We start from the raw sequence: 19,037 nt of genomic DNA on the forward strand, positions 1-19,037 counted from the left end.
CACATCAATCTAATCAAAATCAACCGTTAAAAACAGCATACAAGGGTGCAATAACCGCAGGGCATTGCACCAAATGCACCGCCGCAGCCAACTCCCTGCACCGCCCCGAACCCCGTCACAGCCGTTGCAACCATGATGGTTTCCTGTGACGGAATCACCAGGCCGCGATGCTGCCATCAGAACGTGGCTCGGTGCCACCGCACAGCACACCCTGTGCGTCGCGCCAGATGATCTGACCGCGCCCGAAGGCGTGCTGGTTGCCGGACCACGCGACCTCGTGACCGAGCGCGGCGAGCGAACGGAACAGGTGCTCCGGTGCAGTATGCTCAAGATTGACCTTGTTCCCTTGCAGCCATTCCCAACGCGGTGCATCGAGCGCGGCTTGCGGGTTGAGTGCGAAGTCGACCGTATTCATCACCATCTGCACATGGCCCTGCGGTTGCATGAAACCGCCCATCACGCCGAACGGTCCAATCGCTGCGCCATCCTTGGTCAGGAAGCCGGGAATAATCGTGTGGTAAGGCCGCTTGCCCGGTGCCAGACAATTCGGATGATCCGCATCGAGCGTGAAATTGTTGCCACGGTTGTGCAGCGCGATGCCCGTGCCCGGCACCACCAGTCCTGAACCAAAGCCCATGTAATTGCTCTGGATGAGCGACACCATGTTGCCCTCGCTGTCCGCCGTGCTGAGATACACCGTGCCGCCACGCGGTGGCTCGCCCGCTATCGGCAAGGTGGCACGCGGTCCGATCAATCGACGGCGCTCGTCGGCATACGCGTCCGACAGCAAGTCGCACACCGACACCCGCATTGCGCTGGCTTCAGCGATATGCGCGTGACCATCGGCGAAAGCCAGCTTGATCGCTTCGATCTGGCGGTGATGGGTCAGCACGGTATCGCGTTCGCTGAAATCGAATCCCTTGAGGATATTGAGCGCCATCAGCGCGACCAGTCCATGGCCGTTCGGCGGGATTTCCCAGACGTCATAGCCGCGATAGTTGACGCTGATCGGATCAACCCATTGCGGCTGATATGCGGCCAGATCGGCCACGTCCAGATAGCCGCCGGCACCTTGAACGCAGGCGGCGATTTTTTCTGCCAGCGCACCGCGATAGAAACTTGCGGCATTGTCTGAAGCGATCGATTGCAAGGTCTGCGCGTGCCCCGGCGAGCGCCAGACTTCGCCGGCACGCGGTGCCCGTCCGGCGGCCGCAAAGGTGTCGAACCACGGCTGGAAATGACCGGCCTTGAGTTCGTTGAGAAAGTTCCTGTGCGCCGCATCCCATGCCACGGCGACCATCGGCGAAACCGGAAAACCGTCTTGCGCCAGCGCGATGGCACCGGCCATCGACTGCGCCAGCGGCAACTTGCCGAAACGTTCGGCCATGCTGACCCACGCGCCTGGCGTACCCGGCACGGTCACCGGCAGTGCGCCGTATTTCGGCATGCTGGTGTGGCCTGCCGCTTTCAACGCCGCCAATGAAATGCGCTGCGGCGCGGCACCGCTGGCATTGAGTCCGTGCAGCTTGCCGCCATGCCAGATTAATGCGAAGGCGTCACCGCCTATCCCATTGGCGGTCGGTTCAACCACCGACAGCGCGGCGGCCGCTGCGATCGCCGCATCGATCGCATTGCCGCCCGCTTGCAGCACTTGCAGACCGGCTTGCGCCGCCAGCGGCTGGGCTGTCGCGACCATGCCGCGCTTGGCATACACGACGCTGCGACGCGAGGCATACGGATAGTGATTGCTGTCGAGGTTCATCATGGAGTGTCCTGTTTTTAAAGTGGTTAGCGATACGGATGGCCGATAGCAACGCCTGCATGATAGTCATCGATAACCTGTTCGTCACGCGGCAGGCCGACCGGCTTGAGCATGGCAATGCTTTGCTCCGTGATCTGCCGACGGTCCAGCGCCCAAAAAATCCTGCTCCCGCCCCGCATGAAACCCCGCCGACATGCGCGGACCGGACTTACCCAAAGCCATTCCGGCAATGCTTGCTATGCTTGCTGCTTTATTTGATTACAACCAAAGGGACTCATGGACTTTTCGCTGTCACCAGAAATCAAGGATCTGCAGGAACGCACCCGCCGTTTCATCGCAGACGTCGTCATCCCGCTCGAAAACGATCCGCGTCAAACCGGCCACGGCCCCACCGAATCGCTGCGTGAAGAACTGGTCGCGGCCGGTCGCGCCGCCGGCTTGCTGACGCCGCATGCGTCGGTCGAACTGGGCGGACTGGGTTTGTCGCATGTCGCCAAGGCGGCCGTGTTTGAAGCCGCCGGTTACTCGCCGCTTGGCCCGGCTGCACTGAACATCCATGCGCCGGACGAAGGCAATATCCATCTGATGGAACAGGTCGCGTCGCCATCGCAAAAGGAACGCTGGTTGCGTCCGCTGGTTGAAGGCCGCACGCGCTCGTGTTTTGCGATGACCGAACCGGCGCCCGGTGCCGGTTCCGATCCGTCGATGCTGCAAACCATCGCCGTCAAGGACGGCGACGACTACCTGATCAGCGGCACCAAATGGTTCATCACGGGAGCCGAAGGAGCCAGCTTTGCGATCATCATGGCGCGCATGGAAGATGGTTCGGCAACGATGTTCCTGTCCGATATGGACCGTCCCGGCATCATCCTGGAACGGCTGATGGAGTCGCTCGATTCCTGCTTCGCCGGCGGTCATGGCGTGCTGCGTTTCGAGAATGTGCGGGTGCCGGCGACCGATGTCCTCGGTGAAATCGGCAAGGGCTTTCGCTATGCACAGATTCGTCTTGCACCGGCACGACTGACGCACTGCATGCGCTGGCTCGGTCAGGCGCAACGGGCGCATGATGTCGCGCTGGCCTATGCCAGCGAGCGCCAGGCGTTCGGCAAAGCGCTTGGCGAACACGAAGGCGTCGGTTTCATGCTGGCCGATAACGCGATGGACCTGCATAGCGCACGGCTCAATATCCAGCATACGGCGTGGGTGCTCGACCAGGGCGGTCGTGGCAATATCGAATCGAGCATGACCAAGGTGATCTGTTCGGAAGCGATCTGGCGCATCGTCGACCGGTGCGTCCAGATTCTGGGCGGGCGCGGCGTAACTGCCGAGACCATTGTCATGCGCATTTTCAAGGATGTTCGCGGATTTCGGATTTACGACGGCCCGAGCGAAGTGCATCGCTGGAGCATCGCCAAAAAAATCGTCAGCCATCAACAACAGCTCGGCTAACGACGGCTGAGCCGGATTGCCGTGCAGTCACCCGCCTCATCTGACGATCGGCGATGACTGCCCGTACACACGCGTTTTTTTTGACTGGTCGTGGTTCCCACTACAATTTCCTTTTGAGTAAGTTTAGGTTGTGCAATAAATTAACTTTGGGTAACCTAAGTTGACTTTATGTAATGACTGGTCGGGCCAACTGCTATCCGGCCTTCAGGACAACCTCAAAAGGAGTAATCGTTCATGGACGAGGCTACCGAAATCGCCAGCTTGCCGGTGCCAGCATGTCGGTACGCGATAGGCATCGGTTCATCGGCCGGTGGTCTGGAAGCCTTGCGTGAATTCGTGGCCTGCCTGTCGCCTGGCCTCAACTGCATCTATGTCATTGCGCAGCATATCTCGCCCAACTACCGCAGCATGATGGCCGACATACTTGGCCGCGACACCGTGTTGCCGGTACGGGAAGCCGTCGATGCCGAGTTGCCTGCCATGGATGTGGTCTACATCATTCCGCCCGGGTACAACATGGTGTTTCGCGATGAACGTTTTCATCTGTCGATCGCGTCACCCGAAATTTCCCCCAAGCCCTCCGTGAACCTGCTGTTCCAGTCGCTCGCCGAGACCTTCGACGAGCGGGCGATTGGCGTGATCCTGTCAGGCACCGGTTCCGACGGCACGCGTGGTTTGCGCGCAATCAAGGCCGCTGGCGGCATGACCTATGTGCAGACACCTGAGTCGGCAAAATTTAAGGGCATGCCCAGTTCGGCCATCGATGACTGCGTGGCTGACCGTATCCTGACCCCGGGTGCCATTGCGCACGAAGTCGAGCGCCTGGTGCGGTTCCCGGACAGTGTTCCCGAAAACGAAGGACTGGAACAGCGACCGGCTGAAATGACCGAGCTTTTCGAGCGCGTGCGAGAACGGACCAAGATTGATTTTTCCAGTTACAAGCTGTCGACGGTGCAGCGTCGTTTGCAGCGGCGCATGATCGTGACCGAAGCCACGACCTTGTCTGCCTACCTCGATTACGTGAGCAGGCACGAGGACGAACTCGATGCGCTGGCGCGGGAAACCCTGATCTCGGTGACAGAATTCTTCCGCGACAAAGCGGCTTTCGACATTCTTGCCGGGCACGTAGCGCAATTACTGAGTCGCAAAAAATCGGGGGATGAGGTCCGCATCTGGGTGGTCGGCTGCGCCACCGGTGAAGAAGCCTATTCGCTGGCCATGCTCTTTTCGTCGCTGATCGACGAGTCAGGACGGCCATTGCATCTGCATATTTTTGCGTCTGACATCGACAACAACGCGCTCATGTTTGCGCGCCGTGGCGTGTATAACCAAAATGCGGTTGCCGAGTTGCCGACCGATTACCTGAAGCGCTATTTTCAGGTCATCGGCAACGGGTACGAAGTAACCAAAGTACTGCGCGATTGCGTGACGTTCGCACGGCAGGATATCGTCATCGACCCGCCGTTCTTGCGTCTCGACCTGATCACTTGCCGCAATGTCCTGATCTACTTCAATACCGATCTGCAAGCCAAGGTGATGGCGGTGCTGCGCTACGCGCTACGTGATGATGGCCTGCTATTTCTGGGCCGATCGGAAACCGTCAACCAGCAAGAAGACCTGTTTGGCGCAGTCGACCGCAAAGCCCACTTGTACCGGCCACTCGGACAGGGGCGGCCCGTGCTGCTCGGACATGGCCGGCCGGCACCGCGTGCAAACAAGCCGGCGACGCGACAGAGCACGTCGCGCGCCGAAACCTCGCATGCCCGACAATTCCTGACCACGGCGGCCGAGAGCATCGGTCCGGCCATGCTGATCGATGGCGGCTTCCGGATCCTGCACAGCCAGGGCGACGTCGACCGCTTCATCAGCTTTCCGTCCGGTGCGCCCGAAATGAATCTGGCCCAGTTGATCGTGCCGGAACTGGTCAATGAATTGTTGACGACGGTACGTCGTGCGGCCCGCCACCATGCTCGCCTGTGCAGTCGCAAGCGCGCCGCATCACTGCACTGGGTGGTGCGGTCTGGCGACTGGTGGTGCATCCGGTATTGCAGGCCGATGGTGGCACGACCGCTTTTCTGGTGATCTTCGAGCCTGCCGGAAAAGTGTCTTCCGGTTCAGTCAACGCGGGTAACAGCGACAACGACGATGGCAGTGTCTTGCAGGAACTGGCCACGACGCGCGAGCAACTGCAAACCCTGATGGAAGAAATGGCGGCGTCGAACGAAGAAATGCAGGCGCTCAACGAAGAGATCCAGGCATCCAATGAAGAGATGCAGGCTGCCAATGAAGAGCTCGAAGCGAGCAATGAAGAATTGCAGGCCACTAACGAAGAACTGGTCAGCGTTAACGAGGAAAGCCAGATCAAGTCGATCGAGCTGGCCATCATCAATACCGAATTTGAAGGGGTGTACAACACCATCGATTTTCCGGTGGTGGTGTTTGACAAGGCGCTGTTTTTGCGGCGTCTGAACAATGCGGCGGTGCGTAACTTCGGGCTGTCGATTGCGCATGTCGGCCAGCATATTGCCCGTCTCAATTTTCCCGACTATCTCGAGCCGATCGGCGGGATGCTGGGCAGCGTGCTGGTACGAGCGCAAAAAGCAGAATTCGCCGTCGTCACGGACGGTTGTGCATTCCAGATCCTGATGACCCCGGTTCTCGATAGTGCCGGGGATGCCGTGGCGGCGGTACTGGTGGTGCTGGACAATACCGATCTGGTCCTGGCGCAGCAAAAAATCCAGACCAGCCAGCAGCGTTTGCTGTCGATCATGAACAATTCTCTGTCGATCGTCATGCTCAAGGATATGGCAGGCCGCTATGAATTCGTCAACCAGCGCTTTGAGGAACTGTTCGGCATCACTGCCGCATCGGCAATTGGCAAGACCGACCTGCAATTATTTGGCGCTGACATCGAGCATGTTCTGCGCCGCCGCGACCTGGAGACGATGCGCATTGGTGCTGTGCTGGAATCGGTCGATACGCTCACCATCGGAGATCGCGTCATCCAGCTCGACAGCGTGCGCTTTCCGCTGTTTGACCAGAGCGGCGTCGTGTGCTCGATCTGCACCCAGTCTACCGATACCACAGACAAGCGCCGCGCCGACGAGCAATTACGGCTGGCAGCGAAGGTGTTCGACCGTTCGGGCGAAGCGATTGCGATTACCGATGCCAATGCCGTCATCCTGACGGTCAATGACGTGTTCACAAAAATCACCGGTTACGCGGTCAGCGAGGTGGTTGGGCGCGACCCGCGCATGCTTGGTTCCGGCCAGCATCCCCCCGAATTTTTTGAGGCGATGTGGAGTAGCCTGCTCGCCAATGGCAACTGGCAAGGCGAAATTATTAATCGCCGCAAGAATGGCGAGATTTATCCGGAATGGCTGTCGATCAATTCAGTCAATGCCGACGACGGTTCGGTCATCAATTACGTGTCGATCTTTCGCGATATCACCGCGATCAAGAATTCCCAGCGACGCATCGAATTCCTGGCCACCCATGACGAACTGACCGGTTTGCCGAACCGGACATTGCTCAACGACCGTCTCAAACATGCCATTTTAGTGGCACGGCGCAATCGGCAGAAGCTGGCGGTGCTGTTCATCGATCTCGATAATTTCAAGAACATCAATGACAGTCTGGGTCACGATGTCGGCGACATCCTGCTGCGGCAAGCCACCGAACGGCTGCAGCACAGCGTGCGCGATTCCGATACGCTGGCACGCCTGGGCGGGGACGAGTTCGTCGCGGTACTCGGCGATGTCGATGCGGACGATATCAATCTGGTGGCAGGACGGATTGTCGATACCATCGGTGCGTCATTCCAGATCAACGGCAACAACCTGTTCGTGTCGGCCAGCATCGGCATCAGTGTTTTTCCGGACGACGGCGACGACAGCGTCACGCTGCTCAAGAGCGCCGATACGGCCATGTACAGCGCCAAGGAACGTGGCCGCAACCAGTACCAGTTCTTTGCCAATGAAATGAAGATGATCGCGCTGCAGCGCATGACGCTGGAAACCGGCTTGCGGCTGGCCATCGAGACAGGTGATTTCAGGATGGTGTACCAGCCCAAGGTGCATATCCATACCGGTGCCATCGTCGGTGCCGAAGCCTTGCTGCGCTGGCACGATAGGCTGCTGGGCGACGTGTCGCCGGCGCAATTCATTCCGGTAGCCGAGGGTTGCGGACTGATTATCGCGATCGGCAATCTGGTCTTCGAGATGGTGCTGAGCCAGATTGCCCGCTGGCGATCGGCTGGTGTGATCGCGCCGCAAATCGCGATCAACGTCTCCGCTCACCAATTGCGTGACGAGAATTTTGTCGATCGGATCGGCAACCTGATTGCCCTGCATGGCTTGCCGGCGGACTCCATCAGTATCGAACTGACCGAGAGTGCGCTGATGGAACGGATCGATCTTGTGCGCGACAGGTTGCTCAGTCTCGAAGCGATGGGTGTCACGCTCAGCGTCGACGACTTTGGCACCGGCTATTCGTCGCTGGCCTACCTGCGTAAATTACCGATCCGGGAATTGAAGGTCGATCGCAGTTTTGTCGACGGCATTGCCGACCAGCCCGATGACCGCTCGATCGCCAAGACCGTCATCGACATGGCGCATGCCCTGGGCATGCGTGTCGTCGCCGAAGGAGTTGAAACGGCCGCACAGTTGCATGTGTTGCGCAGCGATGGCTGCGACATCGCGCAGGGGTTCCTGTTTCATCGTCCGCACACACCCGACGACTTTGTGCTGGCGCTGGCCGCGCAACCGGGTGCGGTGGACGAGTCCTCCGTGCTGCTGGTGCCGTAATGGAAAGGCTCCTGCCCGACAATCAAACGACGGCCAGTTTGCCCGCTTCGCGGTTGACTAATCCTGAGTGCGAATCCGAGCAGTTGCACGCCTCCGGTGCGATCCAGCCGTATGGTGCGTTGCTTCAGTTCGATGCCGTCACCCGTCGCATCAGCCACGCCAGCGCCAACCTTGATACGTTCATCGGCGTGTCCGCACCGGCGCTGCTGGGCTGCACGATCGATGAACTCGACTGGCTGCGCGGGATGGATTTTTCTGCCTCGTCGGTGGGTGCCGGAAAACGGCAGATGATCGCCAACATCGCCAACATCGGCCACGGCCAGGTCGATGCGGTATGCATTCATGGCAGGGCAGTCGTCAGTGTGGAAATCGAACGGGCACAGCGCGCTGCCGTTGTCGCACCGGACCAGCACTTCATGTTGCCGTTGATGACGGCACCATCGGACGAGGCTGACCTCGCGGCATACCGGCACGCGCTGGCCACAGCGGTGGCTGCGGTCAGCGGTTTCGCACGCGTGATGATTTACCAATTCATGGAGGACTGGTCGGGCGAAGTCGTTTCGCAGGTCAACACGGTGCCGATGGATGATTACCTCGGCATGCGCTTTCCGGCCACCGATATTCCCTTGATCGCGCGCAATCTGTACCTGATTAATCCTTGCCGGATGATTCCCGATATCGCCGCTGTTGCAGTGCCCGTGCTGGGCTGCACGGCGGCACCGCCCGACTTGACCTGGTCGGACTTGCGCAGCGTTTCACCGGCCCATCTGGACTATCTCGCAAGCATGGGAGTGCGGGCTTCGCTGTCGTTCCCGATCCAGCTGTTCGGCAAGTTATGGGGGCTGGCCGTTTGCCACCACCTGACCCCGCGCCTGTTGCGCGTCGAGCAGCGCAACCGCTGCATTGCGCTGGCAAACCAGTTTGCCTTCGGCATGCGGGCGTACCATTCAGCGCGACGCCTGCAGGTAACCGATGGCTTGAACTGGCGACTCAATCGCCTCTTGTCGTCGCTGTCTGATGCGTCGACCCTCACTGATGGCATGCTTGCCAGCCACGAAGCGCTGCTATCGCTGATGTCGGCACAGGGCGTGGCAATGGTGATCAATAACGAGTTCGCGACAGCAGGAACCGGCCTTAGCGTGCCTGAACTCACACAGCTCGATGACTGGTTTCTCGGCAGCGTCACCGAGACCGTGTTCACGACCCGGCAGCGATCCACGGAGATCCCGTTACCTTGCGACGGTTCGACTTCGGTTTGCGGCGTCATGGCGATCAAGGTGCAGTCGTCGCGTTCCGGCTGGTTGCGGTTTTACTGGTTTCGGCCTGGCGAAGCGAGCCAGGTCAACTGGGCGGGCAATCCTGACAAGGCGGTGTCCGATCCGCGAGCGACCACGTCATCGCCACGACGCTCGTTCCAGCGCTGGAGTGAAACCACCGTTGATTGCAGCCGGCCATGGAGTGCCGAAGAAAAATTCGTGGCGTTGCGGTTTCGACTTCTGGCATTGCGTATCTGGTGAGCGGACACGCATGATGGACACCGACACCTGGATGCCGACTTGCCGGTATCCTTCGGGTAATTTCCGACACCGACAGGACGACACGATTCATGAGCACGCTGACTTTGCTGCGCCACGGCCAGGCCGCCTTCGGCGCTAGCGACTACGACCAGCTGTCGCCGCTGGGCCAATTACAGGCACAGGCAACCGGTGAATTTTTCCGCCAGCGCGGCATGCGCTTTGATCGCGTCTGGATCGGCCCGCGCCGGCGTCACCGCTTCACGGCGCAACTGGCGCTGGCAGAAATTGGCGGGATGATGCCGGAGGTCGATGAGGGCCTCGACGAGTTCGGCGAAGGAGAACAATTACTGGCTGGCGCGGAGCGGCGCACCGGTACGCGGGTGCTGTCGGATGGCTCTCTCGATGCAGCAACCCGGCTGCGTCTGTATGCCGAAGAAATCCGGCTCTGGGCCGAAGGCCGCATCGTCGTCGAAGGCGTGGCACCGGCGGCGCAATTTCGCGCCAGAGTCGGGCACTGGTTGCGTCGTGCCACGGCCGACACGTCGTCGGGACAGAAAGTGCTGGGCGTGACCTCGGCCGGCGTGATTGCGGCGGTGCTGTGCGAAGTCGCCGGTCTGCCCGACAGCGCGCTGGCGCATTACATCGGCGTGATCGGCAACGCTTCGCTGACTGGTGTGGTGTTTTCCGGCAAGGGCGCGGGGCTGGCATATTTCAACGGAACCGGGCATCTCGCAGAAGATTTGTTGAGCGGCATCTGACGCCGCGACAACCTGACAGCGCGGCGGCAGTTACTGCAAGTGCGCCAACCCGGCTGCCTCGAAGCCGGCCGGCGTGATCTGGTCGCAGCCGTACACATTCACGTTCAACAGCGGCATGCGGCGTAAATGCATCAGCATCGCATCCGTCAGTTGATCGCAATAGGTGAGATATAACTCCTGGATTGGCAGTGCTGCCAGTTGTGCGAAGCCGTCATTCCCGATCCCGGTGCAACAACTCAGATCCAGTTCTTGCAGTGGCATGTCCGACAAATGGGCCAGTCCGGCATCGGTGATCTCGGCGCAATAGCCCAGATTCAACTGCGTCAGGGGCAGGCCTGCCAGATGGCTCAGTCCTGCATTCGTGATCAGACTGCATTTACCCAAATCTAATTTTTCCAATGGCAGCCTTGCCAGATGTCTTAGTACGTCATCGTTGAGCTGATCGCATCCCATCAGGTTCAGATCCAGTTTCTCCGACGTGTTGGGGTTCAGGTGAGCCAGTCCGTTTCCCTCGATATTGAAGCAGCCTTTTAGCGATAATGTCTTCAATGACATGTCGGCCAAAGCGGTCAGTCCTGCGTCCGTGAGACCGGTCAATCCGTCCAGGGTCAACTGCTTCAGTGGCAAGCCGTGCAAGTGCGTCATGCCTGCATCCGTAAAGTTGGCGTTGCCGGACAGATTCAGCGTTTGCAGTCGTGGGATGTTGGCCAGGTGCGCGAGGCCTGCATCGCTTAACCCTGTGCAACCATATACATTAATCCTCGTTAGCGTAGCAGCGCCCGGCAACCTGGCCAGCGCCGCATCCGTGAGCGCAGTGCACCCAATGAGCGTCAGTGTCTCCAACGGTAAGTGTTGCAATTGGGCGAGCCCGGCATCCGTGGTCTGGTCGCAGAAGTCGAGGTGAAGTTCTCGCAATGCGGTCAGCCCGGACAAGTGTGCCAATCCCGCTGCAGTAATTGAAGTGCCGCCACTGAGGTCCAGATACTGCAGCGACCGCATTGCGCCAAGGCTTGTCATATCGGCATCGGTTATTAAAGATCCATCCTCCAGATCCAGATGCTGCAAGGGCAGGTTCCCGAGCCGGGTAAGTCCCTCGCCGTTGATGAAGTCGCATCTCTTCAGGTCCAGATGCTGCAATAACTTCAGCCGGGATAAATGACGCGTCGCATCAGGTGTGAGTTGACGGCATCCTCGTAATGACAAATGCGTCAGCGTTTCAATATTTAAATATTGAAGTCCGCCATCGGTAAATCCATTGCATCCTGACAAATTCAGACTTTGCAACGGCATGCTTGCCAAATGCGCGAGTCCTGCGTCGCTGATGTTGTCGCTGCCGCTCAGGTCCAAATGCGTCAGACGATGTCCTCTCACATTCGCCAGGGCTGCGTCGGACAGATCGTTGCAGAAATTCAGGTTCAGATACGTCAATCGCAAATTCGCCAAATGGTCCAGTCCTGCTTCCGTGATGCGGGTGCATTCCGCAAGGGTCAACCGTTCCAGCGAACGTAGATTTGCCAGATGTGCCAGACCAGCATCCGTGACCCGGGGGCAGTATCCCAAATCGAGCTGTTTCAGCGAAGTCAGGGAAGTCAGTCTGGCCAGTCCTGCATCCGTGATCTGCGCGTTGCCGGATAAATTCAGAGAGGTCAACCTCGGGATGAACTCGCGCAACCCTGAAGCGATTCGGGCCACGTCGTCGTCGGTGAAATTTCCGTTCTCCAGGTTCAGATGCGTGATGCCACCCTGACGAAAAGTTCGTAGTGCCTCCGGCAGCGCAGACGGAGTAGTGATGGCGACCGATTCGCATGCCACCGCGCCGCTTGATCTGAAGGTACGATTGACCAGCCGGAATTGACTGCGGTCGGCGGCGTTCAGACGCGCTGCAATCATGGTCAGCGTCGGCGCAGCCAGACTGTGGATGCCGACCGCTTGGGGCAAAGCCTGTTGGCCGGTGAACGAGGGTGTTGTTGGCGGGGCGTCGTCCAACCGGTGCCGGACGTTGCGCGCTGATGCGTTATAGGTTCCCTGAGTACAGCGTTTCATGTCGAACTTTCTCATGCCTGTGAATGTGGACATGAGTGACGGGACCGGCGTTCCGGTTCCGGTGATGCGGCAAGTTATTTTGCGTTTGCTTTAGCCAAACAGATTCAATATCCCATCGAGCCCGACAAAATTCAACGCGACATTCGCTTGCGCTCTCACCACTGGCTTGGCGCGAAACGCGACCGACATCCCGGCAATGCCCATCATCTGCAAGTCATTAGCACCATCGCCCATCACGATTGCGGTGGCCGGCGTGACGCCGAGTTCGGCGCAGACGCGGGCGACAGTCAGCTTCTTTTCTTCGGCATTGACGATGCCGCCAACGACGCGGCCTGTCAGTTTTCCGTCGACGATCTCGAGCACGTTGGCATGCGCGTAATCGAGTCCGCGCTGTTGCTTGATGCGCTCGGTGAAGAAGGTGAATCCGCCCGACACCAGCAAGGTTTTCAAACCCGCCGCCTTGACCGCGGCAAGCATTTTTTCTGCGCCGGGCGATAACCGGAGTCGTTCATCGAACACGCGCTGCAAGGCTGACGCATCGAGTCCGGCCAGCAGCGCCACGCGGCGCGTCAGGCTTTCGTTGAATTCGAGTTCACCGCGCATTGCCGCTTCGGTGATGACCGAGACCTGCGGCTTCAAGCCCTGCATGTCGGCGATCTCATCGATGCACTCGATCGTGATCAGCGTCGAATCCATGTCCATTGCGAGCAGCTTGAAGTCGCTCAATTGCTGACCAGCCTTGACGAAGGCGTAGTCAAGTTCCGCTGCCAGACAGGCCGTGTCGATGGCCGCCTTGATGTCGGTGGTCAGCGTCGCACCTTCGCAGCGAAACGCGCTGGCGTTGAGGGGCACCACGCCGGTCGCACCGGCCAGCGTGGCGATGCGTTCAATGGTGTGGCGTTGTGCGGTCAAGCCCTGGAGGATCAGATTCATTGTGTGCAATTAAATTGGGTATCAAAATGAGGTATAAAAATGAGGTAACAGCGTACCGGTTCATCCAATCAGCGCCCGGATGGTGGTCTTGATCTGCAAGACGCGGGCCGCCAGGTCGGGCATGCTGGCGGTGATGCGCAGCTTGTCCTGGCCGTTGAGCTTGATGTGCCGGTTCTTCTGGATCAGCGTGATGATGCGCATCGCATCAATCGGCGGGTTCGGTTCAAACTGCAGTTGCGCCGCTTCGCCATGGGCATCAATCTTGATGATGCCGATCGGTTTGGCCAGCACGCGCAGGCGATGCGTTTCGACCAGCGCTTTGGCGGGTTCGGGCAGTTTGCCGAAGCGGTCGATCATTTCTTCTTGCAGGTCGTCGATCTTGTCGGCTTCGTTGCAACTGGCCAGTCGTTTGTACAGCGACAAGCGCTCATGCACATCGCCGCAATACTCGGCCGGCAACAGCGCCGGCACATGCAGGTTGATTTCGGTGGTCGAGGCCAGCGGCGCGGCGAGGTCGGGTTCCTTGCCATTGCGCAGCGAGCGAACCGCCAGGTTGAGCATGTCCGAATACATCTGGAAACCGATCTCGGTCATGTCGCCCGACTGGTTGTCGCCAAGGACTTCACCGGCACCACGGATTTCGAGGTCGTGCATCGCCAGGTAAAAGCCGCTGCCGAGTTCTTCCATCTGCTGAATCGCATCGAGGCGGCGCTGCGCCAGCTTGGTCAGTCCAGCCACGTCATGGACCAGCAAATACGCATACGCCTGATGATGCGAGCGCCCGACCCGGCCGCGCAATTGATGCAGCTGTGCGAGACCAAACTTGTCGGCCCTGTGCATGATGATGGTGTTGGCGGTCGGGACGTCGATACCGGTTTCGATGATGGTGGTGCAGAGCAGGATGTTGAAGCGCTGCGCCACGAAATCACGCATGACTTTTTCGAGTTCGCGCTCGTGCATCTGGCCGTGCGCGATACCGATGCGCGCTTCCGGCAACAGCGTTTCGAGCATCGCCTTGCGGTTCTCGATGGTGTCGACTTCATTGTGCAGAAAGTACACCTGGCCGCCGCGCTTGAGTTCGCGCAGGCAGGCTTCGCGGATGACCGATTCGCCTTCGCTGCGTACGAAGGTCTTGATCGCCAGCCGCTTTTGCGGTGCGGTCGCGATGATCGAAAAATCGCGCAAGCCTTCGAGTGCCATGCCCAGCGTGCGCGGGATTGGTGTGGCGGTCAGCGTGAGCACATCGACTTCGGCGCGCAATGCTTTGAGCGCCTCTTTTTGCCGCACGCCGAAGCGGTGTTCTTCATCGATGATGACCAGACCCAGGCGTTCAAAATGGACATCGCTCGACAGCAGTTTGTGGGTGCCGATGACGATGTCGAGCGTGCCGTCGGCCATGCCTTTCATGGCAGTGTTGATTTCCTTGCCGGTCCGGAAACGCGATAGCTCGGCGATCTTTACCGGCCAGTCGGCAAAGCGGTCGGCGAAGGTTTGCGCATGCTGTTCGGCCAGCAGCGTGGTCGGCGCGAGGATGGCGACCTGCTTGCCGCCGAGGACGGCCACAAAGGTCGCCCGCAACGCCACTTCGGTCTTGCCGAAACCGACATCGCCGCAGATGAGCCGGTCCATCGGTTTGCCGCTGGTCATGTCGCCGATGACGGCGTTGATCGCGGCGGCCTGGTCGACGGTTTCCTCGAAGCCGAAGCTGTCGGCAAAGGCGGCGTAATCATGGGCCGAAAATTCAAACGCATGGCCTTTGCGCAAGGCACGCCGCGCGTACAGGTTCAGCAGTTCGGCTGCGGTGTCACGGATTTGCTGCGCGGCGCGGCGCTTGGCTTTTTCCCACTGGCCGGAACCGAGCGAATGTAGCGGCGCGTCTTCCGGCGAGGCGCCCGAGTAGCGCGAGATCACATGCAACTGCGATACCGGCACATACAGCTTGGCTTCCTTCGCATAGTCCAGATACAGGAACTCGGTCTCGCCTTCGCCGAGGTCCATGCTGACCAGTCCCATGTAGCGCCCGATGCCGTGGTTGCTGTGAACGACCGGGTCGCCGATCTTCAGTTCGGACAGATCGCGCACCATCGACTCGACCTGCGTGGCGGCTTCCTGTTTCTTGTGACCTGCGCGCCGCCCCGAACCGGCGAACAGTTCGGTTTCGGTGATGAAGACCAGATCACCGAGTGCCTCGCCCAATTCAAAGCCGGCGTGCATCGGTGCCACGCCCAGCATCAGTTTGGCCGAGCCATTGACGAAGCCGGTGTAGCCTTCGCACGGCATCAGGTCGAGCTGGTATTCATTGAAATACTGCTGCAGCGTTTCGCGCCGGCCATTGGTTTCGGCGCAGATCATCACGCGCTTGGCGCTGTAGAGCAGATAGCTGCGCAAGTTGATCAGCGGGTCGTCACTGCGGCGGTTGACGGCGATGTTGGGCAGGGCTGCTGATAGCTCGGACGGCTGGTCGTCGGTTCGCAGTACCCAGCGCCCGAACGACTTGGCGCGGGTGAAGAATTCTTCATCGGTCAGGAACAGCTGTTCGGGCGGCAGGATAGGGCGCTCGCGGTCCGACTTCAGAAAGTTGTGGCGTGAACGCGTGTCGCTCCAGAAGCGGCCAATCGCGCCGTCGATATCGCCGCTCAACGCAAACGTCGTATCGTCGGGAAGGTAGTCGAACAGCGTGCGGGTGTCTTCAAAAAATAACGGCAGGTAGTATTCGATACCCGCCGCAGCAATGCCGCTGCCGATATCCTTGTAGACCGACGAGCGCGACGGATCGCCTTCAAATACTTCGCGCCAGCGACTGCGAAACGCGGTGCGGGCGAGGTCATCCATCGGGAATTCGCGGCCCGGCAGCAGGCGCACTTCGCGCACCGGATAGAGCGAGCGTTGGGTGTCGGCGTCGAAGGTGCGGATGGTGTCGATGGTGTCGCCGAACAGGTCGATCCGGTAAGGCAGGGCCGAACCCATCGGAAACAGATCGATCAGTCCGCCGCGCACCGAGTATTCGCCGGGTGACATGACTTGTGAGACCGGGGTATAGCCGGCCAGCGACAACTGGGTTTTCAGGCGCACTTCATCGAGCACTTCGCCTTGCTTGAAAAAGAACGTGTACGCCGCCAGAAACGAAGGCGGTGCCATCCGCACCAGTGCTGTGGTGGCCGGCACGATCAGCACATCGCACTGGCCGTTTTGCATTTCGTAGAGCGTGGCGAGGCGTTCCGACACCAGGTCCTGATGCGGTGAAAAGGCGTCGTAGGGCAGGGTCTCCCAATCCGGCAGCAAGTGGCAGCGCAACGCCGGTTCGCCTTCCTGCGCGAACCACGGGATTTCGGCCAGCAGACGCTGCGCATCGGCAGGATTGGCCACCACGATGGCCAGCATTTTTTTCTGGGCTTTGAGCGCCGAGCCTGCTTGCGCCAGAACGCAGGCATCGGCGGAACCGTGCAGGCCGGGCAGGGCAAAGCGATGGCCCGGTTTCGGAAGAGATTGAATCAGCTGGAATGACATCGTGGAGGGTGCATTTATGGCCGGCCAATGGCGCTCCGGCTTTGAATTGACACTAAAAAAGTAAGCTGCGATTATAGACGAAGCGTTTCCGAACCGTCCGATGCGTCCGATCGGGCGGCGATCCATTCCACCAGCGAGCCGCTATCATCCAGACCCGAATCCTGTTCCTGTTTTTTTGTACCCATCCGGCGAGTGTGACATGACGTCGCCGCGCTTTTTTGCCCTGATTCCTGCCGCTGGCGTCGGTGCCCGCATGGGCGGGTCGCATCCCAAGCAATACCTGCAGCTCGGTGCATTGCCGATGTTGCGGCATGTGCTCGATACGTTTGCCAGCGCGACCGTCATCGCGCACACCTATCTGGTGGTCAGCCCGCAAGACGGTTACATCGATGGCCTGCTGGCCGATGCGCCGCATTTGCAAGATCGGGTCACGGTGTTGCGGGTCGGCGGGGCGACACGTCAGCAATCGGTGCTCAATGGTTTGCGTGCATTGCAAGCCGATGCCGATGACTGGATTCTGGTGCATGATGCGGCGCGTCCCGGCCTGACCAGGGCGATGATCGATCAGCTCTTGGTCGCCGTGGGCAACGATCCGGTCGGCGGTCTGCTGGCCTTGCCGGTCGCTGATACGCTCAAGCGCAGCGATGGCGAGCGGGTCGGGCAGACGGTGGCACGTGCCGGTTTGTGGGCGGCGCAGACACCCCAGATGTTTCGCCTCGGCTTGCTGACCACGGCCCTGGAACAGGCCAGCGATGTGACCGATGAAGCCAGCGCGATCGAAGCGCTCGGCCTGCAACCACTGCTGGTGCCAGGCAGTACCCGTAATTTCAAGGTGACGCTGCCCGAAGACGGCGCGCTCGCCACACTTATTTTGAAGGGAAGTTCATGAATAACGCACCACCGTTTCGCATCGGGCAGGGTTACGACTGCCATCAACTGGTCGCCGATCGGGACCTCATCATCGGTGGCGTGCTGATCCCGCATCCGACCGGGCTGATGGGGCATTCCGATGCCGACGTGTTACTGCATGCAATTACCGATGCGCTCATTGGCGCGGCGGCACTGGGCGACATCGGCAAACACTTTCCCGACACGGATAAGAATTTTGCCGGTGCCAATTCGCTGGCCTTGCTGCGCGAAATTGCCTCACGCGTGCAGCAGTCCGGTTACCTCGTCGGTAACGTCGATGCGACCATCATCGCGCAAGCACCAAAAATGGCACCGCATATCGCACTGATGGTGACCAATATCGCCGAGGCCATCGGCATTCCGGCCGGACGCGTCAACGTCAAGGCGAAGACCAACGAGCGCATGGGATTTCTTGGGCGTGAAGAGGGGATGGCGGCGGAGGCGGTGGTGCTGATTTATCACCGGTAGGCAGTCCGACTTGATTCCACAAATTGCCCTATGCACGGCAATATCGACGAATTAGGAACCAATTCTGGATCGATTCCAGGCCTGACCTGACCTGTCGCTTAACACATGCAACGGGCCGTTTGATGTTGACGCTGATTTCATGATCGGCAATCTCACCGCCCGGCGACAGTCCATTGTGTGATCCGGGGCAAATACCGTCAGATTCATCAACGTCAGTAACGACGCCATCAAGCCTTCTGTTTTGCGCAACGCCAGTTCTACACCTTGAACTTCATCTTCGGACTGTCATGTCGGTGGTCGGTGTTGTACTCGTTATGCATCGGAATGACTGAGAAAATAATGATTCACTCTGTTACATCTACCCCTTTCTAAATTTGAAGTGCACCAATGCAATCAAGATTTTATTCAAGCTATCTATGTTCACAGATAACTTATCTATTAACATCTACTGTTGCAGATAGCTGTATTTTAGGGAATGACGGCGAGAGGTATCATTATTTCGTCTTCTGAAATACCACCATGCATCCCTATGAATTTATTATTGATTTCTCCGTCTATATTGTCTGTTAAAGCATAATTTTCTTTCATAATAATTGTAAAGTCACATATGGCATCTTCTTTGGAAATCAAAAACTTGTGCGGATAATATCCAAACCAACCTTGCTCGACCAGTTCAATTGATTTGGATAAATATGCGTATTTTTCTAGTTCTTGATTAAACTCATATATAAATTTATCTCTATTTTCCTTTTTTACGGAGCAATAAATTACTCTTGGCTCACCACTTGTTGGCCTCGATAGTAATGACTTTAACTTTGGAAAACTATTTAAAGTAAGTTGCTTTTCATTTGGTATGTCGATCATGCCATGATCGGATGTTATTATC

General features: G+C 58.8%; 13 protein-coding genes. 7 read left to right on the forward strand and 6 right to left on the reverse strand.

The window, feature by feature from the left end; translation table 11 throughout:
* Nucleotides 1-154: 154 nt before the first annotated feature.
* Nucleotides 155-1,765 carry a gamma-glutamyltransferase family protein gene (locus tag QN370_RS19630; RefSeq protein WP_322127352.1) on the reverse strand — a complete coding sequence of 537 codons (1,611 nt, stop codon included), beginning with the start codon at nt 1,763-1,765 and terminating at the stop codon, nt 155-157.
* 273 nt (nt 1,766-2,038) lie between these two features.
* On the opposite strand from QN370_RS19630, the gene QN370_RS19635 reads away from it, so the two are divergent.
* The 5 genes from QN370_RS19635 to QN370_RS19655 all read left to right on the forward strand — a co-directional run bounded on the left by QN370_RS19635 (nt 2,039) and on the right by QN370_RS19655 (nt 10,291).
* A complete protein-coding gene (locus QN370_RS19635) occupies nt 2,039-3,211 on the forward strand; it encodes an acyl-CoA dehydrogenase family protein (RefSeq protein WP_322127353.1) in 1,173 nt (390 codons plus the stop codon).
* A 234-nt stretch (nt 3,212-3,445) separates the two neighbouring features.
* Entirely contained in the window at nt 3,446-5,293 is a 1,848-nt protein-coding gene (locus QN370_RS19640; RefSeq protein ID WP_322127354.1) for a chemotaxis protein CheB, read from the forward strand.
* Nucleotides 5,188-8,016: an EAL domain-containing protein gene (locus tag QN370_RS19645; protein WP_322127355.1), complete on the forward strand. Its 2,829-nt coding sequence runs from the start codon at nt 5,188-5,190 to the stop codon at nt 8,014-8,016. The genes QN370_RS19640 and QN370_RS19645 overlap by 106 nt, the downstream gene beginning before the upstream one ends.
* Complete coding sequence (locus QN370_RS19650) at nt 8,016-9,533, forward strand: GAF domain-containing protein (protein WP_322127356.1); 1,518 nt, start codon at nt 8,016-8,018, stop codon at nt 9,531-9,533. The genes QN370_RS19645 and QN370_RS19650 overlap by 1 nt, the downstream gene beginning before the upstream one ends.
* Before the next feature lie 89 nt (nt 9,534-9,622).
* Complete coding sequence (locus tag QN370_RS19655) at nt 9,623-10,291, forward strand: histidine phosphatase family protein (protein WP_322127357.1); 669 nt, start codon at nt 9,623-9,625, stop codon at nt 10,289-10,291.
* A gap of 30 nt (nt 10,292-10,321) precedes the next feature.
* On the opposite strand, the gene QN370_RS19660 is transcribed toward QN370_RS19655, so the two are convergent.
* The 3 genes from QN370_RS19660 to mfd form a co-directional block, all read right to left on the reverse strand.
* Nucleotides 10,322-12,334: a leucine-rich repeat domain-containing protein gene (locus tag QN370_RS19660; RefSeq protein ID WP_322127358.1), complete on the reverse strand. Its 2,013-nt coding sequence runs from the start codon at nt 12,332-12,334 to the stop codon at nt 10,322-10,324.
* A gap of 90 nt (nt 12,335-12,424) precedes the next feature.
* Nucleotides 12,425-13,267, reverse strand: a complete 843-nt coding sequence (gene serB / locus QN370_RS19665) for a phosphoserine phosphatase SerB (protein ID WP_322127359.1) — start codon at nt 13,265-13,267, stop codon at nt 12,425-12,427.
* Nucleotides 13,268-13,327: 60 nt separating this feature from the next.
* Nucleotides 13,328-16,774 carry a transcription-repair coupling factor gene (gene mfd, locus QN370_RS19670; RefSeq protein ID WP_322127360.1) on the reverse strand — a complete coding sequence of 1,149 codons (3,447 nt, stop codon included), beginning with the start codon at nt 16,772-16,774 and terminating at the stop codon, nt 13,328-13,330.
* Nucleotides 16,775-16,973: 199 nt separating this feature from the next.
* Between mfd and ispD the strand changes: the two genes are divergently transcribed.
* Nucleotides 16,974-17,663 (forward strand): 2-C-methyl-D-erythritol 4-phosphate cytidylyltransferase, encoded by a 690-nt coding sequence (gene ispD, locus QN370_RS19675; RefSeq protein ID WP_322127361.1) that lies wholly within the window; start codon nt 16,974-16,976, stop codon nt 17,661-17,663.
* On the forward strand, nt 17,660-18,151 hold the full coding sequence (gene ispF, locus QN370_RS19680) for a 2-C-methyl-D-erythritol 2,4-cyclodiphosphate synthase (RefSeq protein ID WP_322127362.1): 492 nt from the start codon (nt 17,660-17,662) through the stop codon (nt 18,149-18,151). Before ispD ends, ispF begins: the two co-directional genes overlap by 4 nt.
* Before the next feature lie 51 nt (nt 18,152-18,202).
* Here the strand turns inward: ispF and QN370_RS20760 are convergent, their stop codons facing one another.
* Nucleotides 18,203-18,400, reverse strand: a complete 198-nt coding sequence (locus QN370_RS20760; protein WP_416172137.1) for a transposase — start codon at nt 18,398-18,400, stop codon at nt 18,203-18,205.
* Between the two features lie 219 nt (nt 18,401-18,619).
* Nucleotides 18,620-19,037: alkaline phosphatase family protein (locus QN370_RS19685; RefSeq protein WP_323581794.1), on the reverse strand; the 418-nt coding region annotated here is incomplete at its 5' end.

Source organism: Actimicrobium sp. CCI2.3, assembly GCF_035019065.1.
In the GTDB taxonomy this organism is placed as follows: domain Bacteria; phylum Pseudomonadota; class Gammaproteobacteria; order Burkholderiales; family Burkholderiaceae_D; genus Actimicrobium.

Bases quoted from the DNA above. Each gene is read 5' to 3' on its own strand.
- QN370_RS19630 (WP_322127352.1), bottom strand. From the start codon at position 1,765: ATGATGAACCTCGACAGCAATCACTATCCGTATGCCTCGCGTCGCAGC.
- QN370_RS19635 (WP_322127353.1), top strand. From the start codon at position 2,039: ATGGACTTTTCGCTGTCACCAGAAATCAAGGATCTGCAGGAACGCACC.
- QN370_RS19640 (WP_322127354.1), top strand. From the start codon at position 3,446: ATGGACGAGGCTACCGAAATCGCCAGCTTGCCGGTGCCAGCATGTCGG.
- QN370_RS19650 (WP_322127356.1), top strand. From the start codon at position 8,016: ATGGAAAGGCTCCTGCCCGACAATCAAACGACGGCCAGTTTGCCCGCT.
- QN370_RS19655 (WP_322127357.1), top strand. From the start codon at position 9,623: ATGAGCACGCTGACTTTGCTGCGCCACGGCCAGGCCGCCTTCGGCGCT.
- QN370_RS19660 (WP_322127358.1), bottom strand. From the start codon at position 12,334: ATGAAACGCTGTACTCAGGGAACCTATAACGCATCAGCGCGCAACGTC.
- serB (WP_322127359.1), bottom strand. From the start codon at position 13,267: ATGAATCTGATCCTCCAGGGCTTGACCGCACAACGCCACACCATTGAA.
- mfd (WP_322127360.1), bottom strand. From the start codon at position 16,774: ATGTCATTCCAGCTGATTCAATCTCTTCCGAAACCGGGCCATCGCTTT.
- ispD (WP_322127361.1), top strand. From the start codon at position 16,974: ATGACGTCGCCGCGCTTTTTTGCCCTGATTCCTGCCGCTGGCGTCGGT.
- ispF (WP_322127362.1), top strand. From the start codon at position 17,660: ATGAATAACGCACCACCGTTTCGCATCGGGCAGGGTTACGACTGCCAT.